This window comes from Actinoplanes sp. NPDC048791 (genome assembly GCF_040650095.1).
Taxonomy (GTDB): domain Bacteria; phylum Actinomycetota; class Actinomycetes; order Mycobacteriales; family Micromonosporaceae; genus Actinoplanes.
Map to the genome: position 1 here is coordinate 1 of NZ_JBEZGQ010000321.1, position 8198 is coordinate 8198.

Below are 8198 nucleotides of genomic sequence, written 5' to 3' on the forward strand. Positions count from 1 at the left end.
ACCCAGGCCGGCTCGACACTGCTCAGCCCGGCCCACCGGTTCACCGCCGGCCTGGGTGGCGGCCGCGGCCCCGAAGACCAGGAACACCACGACGCCGGCGAGCAGCCGGCCGGGGTGGTGCAGGGAGCCGGCGACGAAGCTGGGCGCCAGCGAGGTGAACAGGCCGAAGACCGCGAAGCCGGCGAACGCGCCGGCGGCGGCGACCGCGTAACCCAGCCGGTCGGCGGCGGCGACCCGGATCCGCTGCGGCCGGTAGCGGGGTGCGACGGCGGGCGCGACCACCGTCTCGGGCGAGGCCGCGACGGCGACCGCGCTGAGCGCGAGCAGGACCAGAAAGACGAGGTACGGGGTACGCAGGGGAGCGTCGACGAACTGCGCCAGCGCCCCGGCGACCAGGGTGCCGGTGCCCAGCCCACCCAGGTTGGCCGCCGCGGAGATCAGCTCGAAGCGTCCCCGCCCGGCGTCCGGCCGGTGCGCGACGTGCAGTTCCAGCAGGTACGCGGTGGCGGTGGCGGTGATCATGCCGACGCCGAGGCCGGTGACGAACCGGGCGATCAGCAGTCCGGGCAGGGCCGGCCAGGCCAGGAACAGCACCGCGGCGACGGCCTCCAGGGCCAGGGCCGGCAGCAGGACGCGCTTGCGGCCGACCCAGTCGGAGACGTGGCCGGCGAGCAGCAGGCTGGTGACGACACCGACCGCGTACACGGCGAAGACGACCGTCACGGTGAACGGGGAGAAGTCGTCCTGCTGCTGGTAGAGCGGGTAGAGCGGGGTGGGCACGGTGGAGAACGCCATCGAGATCGCGAAGACGGCGGCGATCAGCCAGAAGCCGGTGCCGTGCCGGGCGGAGCCCTGACGGATCCGCGGCGCCTGGGGTGAAGCAGTAACGGTCATGTCCTCAGAGTGCGTCGCCGCAAGCATCAGGTCCAACGAAGGTTCCTGCTCATACCTATCACCGGATGCGATAGTTGAGGGTATGGAGCTCCGTCACCTCACCTACTTCGTCGCCGTCGCCGAGGAGGGCAGCTTCACCCGGGCCGCCACCCGCCTGCACGTTGTGCAGTCCGGCGTCTCCGCGGCGATCAAGGCGCTGGAACACGAGCTGGACGCGCCGCTGCTGGAACGCACGTCCAAGCGGGTTGCGCTCACCGACGCCGGTGCCGCGCTGCTGCCTCGGGCCCGGGCCGCGCTCGACGCCGCCCGGGCGGCCCGGGACGCGGTGGACGAGGTGCGTGGCGGGCTGCGCGGCACCGTACGGATCGGCACGCTGACCGCGATCGGGCTCGTCGACCTGCCGGCGCTGCTGGGCCGCTTCCACCGCACCCACCCGGCCGTGACCCTGCAACTGACCGTGTCCACCCGCGGCTCCGGCGGCCTGGTCGACGCGCTCACCGACGGCCGCCTGGACCTGGCGATGGTCTCGGTGCCCGGGCGCCCGCCGGCCGGGGTCCACTTGCGGCAGTTGCTGTGGCGCCCGATGGAGCTGGTGCTCCCCGCCGGTCACCGGCTCGCCGGACGGCCGGAGGTGCGGATCGAGGACCTGGCCGGTGAGCAGTTCGTGGACTTCCCGGTCGGCTACGGCAACCGCACGGTGGTGGACCGGGCGTTCGCGGCGGCCGGGGTGCAGCGCCACGTGTCGCTGGAGGTGGTCGACATCAGCACCGGTGCGGGCTTCGTGCGGCACGGGCTGGGCATCGCGATCCTGCCGCGTTTCGCCGTACCGGATGAAGTGGATCTTGTGGTCAGGCCGATCGCGGACGTTGACCTGGACTGGCCGCTCGGGGTCGCCACCTCGGCGGTCCGCGCGCCGGGCGCGGCCGCGCGGGCCCTGCTCGGCATGATCGACGATCACCTGCGCCCGCCCGGCGCTCTCCGCGATGCTGGGTAAATGTCCTCCGACCAGCAGATCCAGTCGGTTCGCCAGTTCCGCCGGTTCGCCCTGGTGGTCTGCCTCGTCGGCGTGGCGGTGCAGCTGGGCCTGACCGCCTATTACCTGGGCATGGGCCACAAGGCGACCCCGCACGACGTACCGGTGGGCCTGATCGCGCCCGACGCCAAGCGCGCGCCGATCGTCGAGCTGCTGGAACGCGACGGCGTCTTCGTGGTCAGCGACTACGCCAACGTCACGGACCTGCGGGCCGGGATCAAGAGCCGCGAGGTGTACGGCGGAGTCGACGCGAGCGCCGCGCAACCGCACCTGTATCTCGCCTCCGCCGCCGGTCCCGCCGCCGCGAGCCTGCTGCGAGCCACCTACACCTCGGTCGTCGGCCAGCAGAACGCCGAGCAGCTCGCGGCTCTGGCCGGGCAGGGCGACACAATCTCGGTCGAGCAGGCACGGGCGCTCGCCGCGGCCCCGGCGGTCACCGACGTGGTGGCGCTGCCCGCCGACGACGTCAACGGCGCCTCGCTCGGCTTCCTCACCCAGGCGCTCGCGCTGGGCGGCACCATCGCCTCGGTCGGGCTGGGCCGGCTGATCCCGCGCACCCGGCGCTCCTGGAAGCGCGGCCTCGGCCACCTCAGCACCCTGATCGTGTACGCGCTCGGCTCGGCGGCCGTGGTGCTCTGGTCGATGACCTGGTTCGGCGTCGGCGCGGAGGCGAACCACCCGGAGATGTTCGGCATCTTCGCGCTGATGTCGCTGGCGATCACCGCCTCGACGGCCGGCGCGGTGGCCCTGTTCGGTCCGGGCGGCGCGCTGCTCGGTGGCCTCTACTTCACCGTCGGCACGGTCATCTCCGGCGCGAGCATCCTGCCCGAGTTCCTGCCGGCGTTCGGCCGCCTGCTCGGCGAGAACCTGCCGACCGGGGCCGGCGTGCAGGCGGTCCGCGACAATCTTTATTTCCCGGCCGCCCCGATCGGCGCGCACCTGCTGGTGCTGTCCCTCTACGCCGGGCTCGGGTGCCTGATCGTGCTGGTCACGAACCTGCTGCCGAACCGCGGAGACCGCACCAGCGAGGTCGAGCTGGAGCTGCGGGACCGCATCGAGGGCGCCGAACTGCGGGAGCCGGTACCGATTCCCCCCGGTATTTCTTGATCCGTTGTGACGTTCGGCTCGTGGTTCCCTTAACAAGTGCGGCGTAAGGTCAATCCCGTGCTTGAAGCGTCAAGTGCTGAGGGAGCTGTCATGTCTTTGGGTATTCGCAGCCGGGTCACCGTGCCGCTGAAGTTCGCGGACGGATACGTCACCACGGCCGAGGTGATCACCTTCGACGGGCTCGCCGACGGCAAGGAACACCTCGCGCTCGCCCTCGGCGACGCCTTCGGGGCCGAGGTGCCGCTCGTCCGCCCGCACTCCGAGTGCCTCACCGGCGACGTGTTCGGCTCCGAGCGCTGCGACTGCGGCCCGCAGCTGCGCGAGGCAGTCGAGCGGATCGCCGGCGTCGGCGGCTTCCTGCTCTACCTGCGCCAGGAGGGCCGCGGCATCGGCCTCTACGCCAAGCTCGACGCGTACGCGCTGCAGGACCTGGGCCTGGACACGTACGAGGCGAACCGGGCACTCGGGCACGCCGACGACGAGCGGGACTACACCGCCGCGGCGCAGATGCTGACCGCCCTCGGCGTGGGCGCGGTCGACCTGCTGACCAACAATCCCGACAAACCGGCCCAGCTGCGGTCGTTCGGGGTCGACGTCCGCGAGGTGGTGCCGACCCACGTGCACGCCTCCGCCGCCAACGTGCGTTACCTGCAGGCCAAGGTCGCCCACACCGCGCACACCATCGACCTGCCCCTGGCGGTCTGACTTCCGGTTTCCGCTCAGTCATATTTCCGGAGCGCCGAACGGTAGGGCGACATGCCGTAGGAGCACGGAGGTATTTCGCTGTGGGGATCGAGGCCGTCAACAGCCGGATCGCGGACATCCAGAGCCGGATGATCGCGATGCAGACCCAGCAGGCCACGGCGGCCAAGACGTCGTCGGCCACGTCGACCGACCCCGCGTCGGGCGGCAGCTTCGCCACCGCGCTCGCGGACGCCATGGGCACCCAGTCCTCGGCGGCGTCCGCGGGCCCGGCGAAGTCGTACTCACTGAACAGCAAGGGGATCCCGACCGAGCTGGTCGGCTACGGCAACGGCAAGATCCCCGCCAACGCGCTGGAGAAGGTGGGCAACACCAACCACAAGCTGTGGGCGCCGGCGGCCGAGTCGCTCAACAAGATGATCAGTGATGCCAAGGCGCAGGGCGTGACCATCGGGATCACCGACTCCTACCGTTCGTACTCCGAGCAGGTCGACGTGGCCCGCCGCAAGGGCCTCTACTCGCAGGGCGGGCTGGCGGCCAAGCCCGGCACCAGCGAACACGGCTGGGGCATGGCCACCGACCTCGACCTGAACAACAAGGCGCAGGCGTGGATGCGGGCCAACGGCGAGAAGTACGGCTTCGTGGAGAACACGCCCCGGGAGCCGTGGCACTGGGCGTACAAGCCGAAGTCGGTCTAAGCCGGCTTCTGCCAGAGCAGCTCGCCGTGCAGCAGTGACATCCAGCCGTCCGGGTGGGCGGCCCAGGCCCGCCACGCGTCGGAGATCCGCTGCAGGTCCGCACCCTGCTCGGCGGCCTGCCGGGCCAGGTCCGACTTGAGGATGCGGTCGGCCCACATGCCGCCCCACCACTGGCGGTCCTCCGGCGTCGCGAAGCACCAGGTGCTCGACGTCACGACCGGGTCGCTCAGCCCGGCGGCGTGGGCCCAGGACAGCAGCCGGCGTCCGGCATCGGGCTCACCGCCGTTGCCGCGGGCGATCCGGCGGTACAGGTCCAGCCACTCGTCCAGCTCTGGCAGCTGGGGGAACCACGCGAACGCGGCGTAGTCGCTGTCGCGTACCGCGACCACGCCGCCGGGCCTGGTGACCCGGCGCATCTCGCGCAGCGCGGTGACCGGGTCGCCGACGTGCTGCAGCACCTGGTGGGCGTGCACGACGTCGAACGTGTCGTCGGCGAAGTCCAGCGCGTGCACGTCGCCGACCGCGAAGTCGACGGTGTCCAGTCCGCGTCGGGCGATCTCGGCCCGGGCCAGGTCCAGCGCCGGTCCGGTGGGCTCCAGGGCGGTGACCCGCCCGGGTGTGACTTGCGTCGCGAGATCAGCGGTGATGGTGCCGGGCCCGCACCCGATGTCCAGCAGGGTGTCGCCGGATTTCAGCCGTGGCAGCAGATACGCCGCCGAATTTTCTGCGGTGCGCCAGCGGTGCGAGCGCAGGACCGATTCGTGATGCCCGTGGGTGTAGACAGCAGCCATGCCGCGAACGCTATGCCGACGTCTCGCATTTCGGGAGACGTATCCTGCATTTTGAGATGACGGCGAATACCCGATTTCGTGTAGTGGCAGCCAGGCCGTAGTTTTGTGGCCATGAGGATCGGCATCGTAGGCGCGACGGGGCAGGTCGGCGGCGTCATGCGCCGCATCCTGGCCGAGCGCCAGTTTCCTGTAGACCAGCTCCGGCTCTTCGCCTCCGCCCGCTCCGCCGGACGCACCCTGTCCTGGGGTGACGGCGAAGTGACCGTCGAGGACGCGGCCACGGCCGACTACCGCGGACTGGACATCGTCCTGTTCTCCGCGGGCAAGGGCAGCTCCAAGGAGTACGCCCCCAAGGTCGCCGAGGCCGGCGCGGTGGTGATCGACAACTCGTCGGCGTACCGGATGGACCCGGACGTCCCGCTCGTGGTGGCGGAGGTGAACCCGGACGCGATCGCGCAGCGCCCCAAGGGCATCATCGCCAACCCGAACTGCACGACGATGGCCGCGATGCCGGTGCTGCGCCCGCTGCACGACGAGGCTGAGCTGGTCGCGCTGGTCGCCACGACGTACCAGGCGGTCTCCGGCGCCGGGCTGGCCGGCGTGGCCGAGCTCGACGACCAGATCAAGAAGGTCGCCGACCGGGCCACCGAGCTCGCCTTCGACGGCAGCGCCGTCGAGTTCCCGGCGACCCGGGCGTTCAGCCAGCCGATCGCCTTCAACGTCCTGCCGCTGGCCGGCTCGATCGTCGACGACGGCCTCGGCGAGACCGACGAGGAGCAGAAGCTCCGCAACGAGAGCCGCAAGATCCTGGGCATCCCCGGCCTCAAGGTCTCCGGCACCTGCGTGCGCGTACCGGTCTTCACCGGTCACTCGCTCCAGGTCAACGCCCGCTTCGCCCGGCCGATCAGCCCGCAGCGGGCCCGGGAGCTGCTCGCGTCGGCGCCCGGCGTGGAGCTGTCCGACGTCCCCACGCCGCTGCAGGCGGCCGGCCGGGACCCGACGTTCGTGGGCCGCATCCGCGCCGACGAGACGGTCGACAACGGTCTCGCGCTGTTCCTCTCCAACGACAACCTGCGCAAGGGTGCGGCCCTGAACGCGGTCCAGGTCGCCGAGCTGGTGGCCGCCGCGCTCTGAGTTCCTGCTCCGGCCCGTTCCACCCTTGGGTGGGACGGGCTTTGTCGTTCCTTCGGGGAGTCTTTTCGACAATCCACTATGGAAAAACCGGGCTTTTTGCCTGAATCGGTAGCGCATGGTCGATTTGAGGTGCACAGTGATTGCATGAACGACAGTGGGCCCGGCGGCGGCTACTTCTGGTGCCTCCGCCACAACCGGGTCGAGACCGGGGACGACGTGTGTCCTGCGCAGTACCGGCTCGGTCCGTACGCCTCCGCTGACGACGCCACGCGGGCGCTCGAGACCGTCGAGAAGCGCAATGCGACGTGGGATGCCGAGGATGCCCGCTGGACCGGGGAGGTCAGCTAGGCCGGCTCGACCCCTGTGTCCAAGCCGGAATCCTGCAGTCTCCAGGCGGAGACGAGCCCGCAGTCATTCGCAAGGAGGAACTTCCCCATGGCCGTGCCCAAGAAGGCCCCGACCCGGGCCGCCACGACCGGCGCCAGAAGCGCGCGGGTCGCCGCGTCCCCGGTAGCCGCCAAGTCCGTTGCTGCCAAGCCTGCCGCTGCCGCTGCCAAGCGGACTGCTGCTGCTAGTTCTGCCAATGGGCAGTCGGTTGCCGTGCGGTCTGCGGTCAAGCCCAAGACTTCGGCTGCTGCTGCTTCCGCGGCCAAGTCGGTTACCGCCGGTAAGTCGGTTTCGGCCGCCAAGTCCGGTGCGGCCGGCAAGGCTCCGGCCAGTAAGACGACCGCGAAGAAGGCGCCTGCTACCAAGTCGGCTTCGGCTCGGGCGGGCGCTGTGAAGCGGGCTTCCGGGGCCGTCAAGCCGGTTACCGCTGCGGCTGCGCGTTCTGGCGCGGCGGCCGGGAAGTCGTCGACCGCTGCCAAGTCTTCGACTGCTGCGAAGTCGTCGACTGTTGCTAAGTCTTCGACTGCTGCGCGGTCTGCGGGTGCTAAGTCGTCGGTTGTGAAGGCTGCGGGTGCCAAGGCCACCACGGCCGCGAAGTCGACTTCCGCGAAGTCCACCTCCGCGAAGTCGACGGCCGCCAAGTCCGCGGCGGCGAAGTCGCCGGCTGGGAAGTCCACCGCGGCTGCGAAGTCCACTTCCGCGAAGTCCGGCGCCGGGAACTCCACGGCCGCCACGTCCACGGCCGCTAAGTCCACGGCCGCTAAGTCCACGGCCGCTAAGTCCACGGCTGCGAGGTCTGCGGCTGGGAAGTCTTCCGTGGCCCCGAAGTCGGCTGCTGCGAAGTCCACGGCTGCTAAGTCCACGACCGGGAAGTCTTCCGCGGCGAAGTCTTCTGCGGGCAAGTCGGCGGCTGCCAAGCCCGCGGTGGCCAAGTCCGCTTCTGCTCGTTCCGCTTCGGCTCGTTCGGGTTCCGCCGGTGGGACGTCGGTTCGTTCCGCGGCTGCGAAGTCCACTGCGGCGAAGACCACGGCGAAGTCCTCCGCCGCCAAGTCGCCGGCTGCGAAGTCGACCGCCGCCAAGTCGACCGCCACGAAGTCGACCGCGACCAGGTCGGCTGCCGCGAAGTCGACCGCCACTAAGTCTGCTGCCGCGAAGTCGACCGCCACCAAGTCGGCCGCTACCAAGTCGGCTGCCGCGAAGTCTGCTGGGGCCAAGTCGACCGCCGCCAAGTCGACCGCCGCCAAGTCGGTTGCCGCGAAGTCGACTTCCGTGAAGGCCGGGGCCGGTAAGTCGGGTGCCGGTAAGGCGACCGCGGGTAAGGCCACCACTGCCACGTCCGCCGCCGGCAAGGCTTCGGCCGCGGTCAAGGCCGCCGCCAAGTCCGCCGCCGCGGCCAGGACCTCGGCCGGCGCGGCGAAGAAGGCCGCCGCTCGCAGCACCGGCAACGCGGCC

The 8198-nt window shown here is 70.8% G+C and carries 9 protein-coding genes; 6 read left to right on the top strand and 3 right to left on the bottom strand.

What is annotated here, in order from left to right; all coding sequences use genetic code 11:
• On the bottom strand, positions 1–894 hold an 894-nt coding region (locus AB0C29_RS22705; protein WP_360823297.1), incomplete at its 3' end, for an MFS transporter.
• An 82-nt stretch (positions 895–976) separates the two neighbouring features.
• Here AB0C29_RS22705 and AB0C29_RS22710 point away from each other — a divergent pair.
• From AB0C29_RS22710 to AB0C29_RS22725, 4 genes are all read left to right on the top strand, one after another.
• A complete protein-coding gene (locus tag AB0C29_RS22710; RefSeq protein ID WP_360823300.1) occupies positions 977–1888 on the top strand; it encodes a LysR family transcriptional regulator in 912 nt (303 codons plus the stop codon).
• Positions 1889–3034, top strand: coding sequence for an ABC transporter permease (locus AB0C29_RS22715; protein WP_360823302.1), 1146 nt, complete (start codon positions 1889–1891; stop codon positions 3032–3034).
• 90 nt (positions 3035–3124) lie between these two features.
• Complete coding sequence (gene ribA, locus AB0C29_RS22720; protein ID WP_360548367.1) at positions 3125–3739, top strand: GTP cyclohydrolase II; 615 nt, start codon at positions 3125–3127, stop codon at positions 3737–3739.
• A gap of 80 nt (positions 3740–3819) precedes the next feature.
• Positions 3820–4434 (top strand): M15 family metallopeptidase, encoded by a 615-nt coding sequence (locus tag AB0C29_RS22725; RefSeq protein ID WP_360823305.1) that lies wholly within the window; start codon positions 3820–3822, stop codon positions 4432–4434.
• Here AB0C29_RS22725 and AB0C29_RS22730 read toward each other — a convergent pair.
• On the bottom strand, positions 4431–5225 hold the full coding sequence (locus tag AB0C29_RS22730; protein WP_360823308.1) for a methyltransferase domain-containing protein: 795 nt from the start codon (positions 5223–5225) through the stop codon (positions 4431–4433). The genes AB0C29_RS22725 and AB0C29_RS22730 overlap by 4 nt on opposite strands.
• A 111-nt stretch (positions 5226–5336) precedes the next feature.
• Here AB0C29_RS22730 and AB0C29_RS22735 point away from each other — a divergent pair, with 111 nt between their 5' ends.
• Together AB0C29_RS22735 and AB0C29_RS22740 are read left to right on the top strand one after the other, a co-directional pair.
• The gene (locus tag AB0C29_RS22735) at positions 5337–6359 is read left to right on the top strand and encodes an aspartate-semialdehyde dehydrogenase (protein ID WP_360823311.1); all 1023 of its coding nucleotides are present in this window, start codon (positions 5337–5339) and stop codon (positions 6357–6359) included.
• 144 nt (positions 6360–6503) lie between these two features.
• Complete coding sequence (locus AB0C29_RS22740; protein WP_360823314.1) at positions 6504–6707, top strand: hypothetical protein; 204 nt, start codon at positions 6504–6506, stop codon at positions 6705–6707.
• On the opposite strand, the gene AB0C29_RS22745 is transcribed toward AB0C29_RS22740, so the two are convergent.
• The coding region (locus AB0C29_RS22745; protein ID WP_360823317.1) for a pentapeptide repeat-containing protein at positions 6704–8198 on the bottom strand (1495 nt) is incomplete at its 5' end. The genes AB0C29_RS22740 and AB0C29_RS22745 overlap by 4 nt on opposite strands.